Source organism: Staphylococcus sp. EG-SA-2, from assembly GCF_017152085.1.
Window position 1 is genome coordinate 1 of record NZ_JACYHC010001051.1, and the last position, 768, is coordinate 768.

At 33.7% G+C, this 768-nt stretch carries 1 protein-coding gene; it reads left to right on the top strand.

The genetic code is table 11. From position 1 onward, the window contains the following. Window positions 1–768: tRNA 2-thiouridine(34) synthase MnmA (gene mnmA / locus IDG60_RS27875; protein WP_206161013.1), on the top strand; the 768-nt coding region annotated here is incomplete at both ends.

The window sequence follows — 768 nt, forward strand, 5'->3', positions numbered from 1 at the left end:
TATGTACTGCAACTGAAGATTACAACGATGTTATTGAAGTGTGTAATCAAATTGGCATTCCATATTACGCTGTTAATTTTGAAAAAGAATATTGGGATAAAGTCTTTACGTATTTCTTAGATGAATATAAAAAAGGTCGTACTCCAAACCCAGACGTTATGTGTAATAAAGAAATTAAGTTTAAAGCCTTTTTAGATCATGCGATGAATTTAGGTGCAGATTATGTAGCAACAGGGCATTACGCACGCATACATCGTCATGAAGATGGTCATGTTGAAATGTTACGTGGTGTAGATAATAATAAAGATCAAACATACTTCTTGAATCAATTATCCCAACAACAACTTTCAAAAGTGATGTTCCCAATTGGCGACATCGAAAAGATTGAAGTGCGTCGAATTGCTGAAGAACAAGGACTAGTTACTGCTAAGAAAAAAGATTCTACAGGTATTTGTTTTATCGGCGAAAAAAACTTTAAAACATTTTTATCTCAATATCTACCTGCGCAACCGGGTGATATGATAACACTTGATGGTAAGAAAATGGGTAAACATAGTGGGTTGATGTATTACACAATAGGACAAAGACATGGTTTAGGTATAGGTGGAGATGGCGATCCTTGGTTTGTTGTCGGTAAAAATCTAAAAGATAATGTTTTATATGTAGAACAAGGATTCCATCACGATGCATTATACAGTGATTACTTAATTGCTTCAGACTATTCATTTGTAAATCCAGAAGATAATGACTTAGATCAAGGTTTTGAAT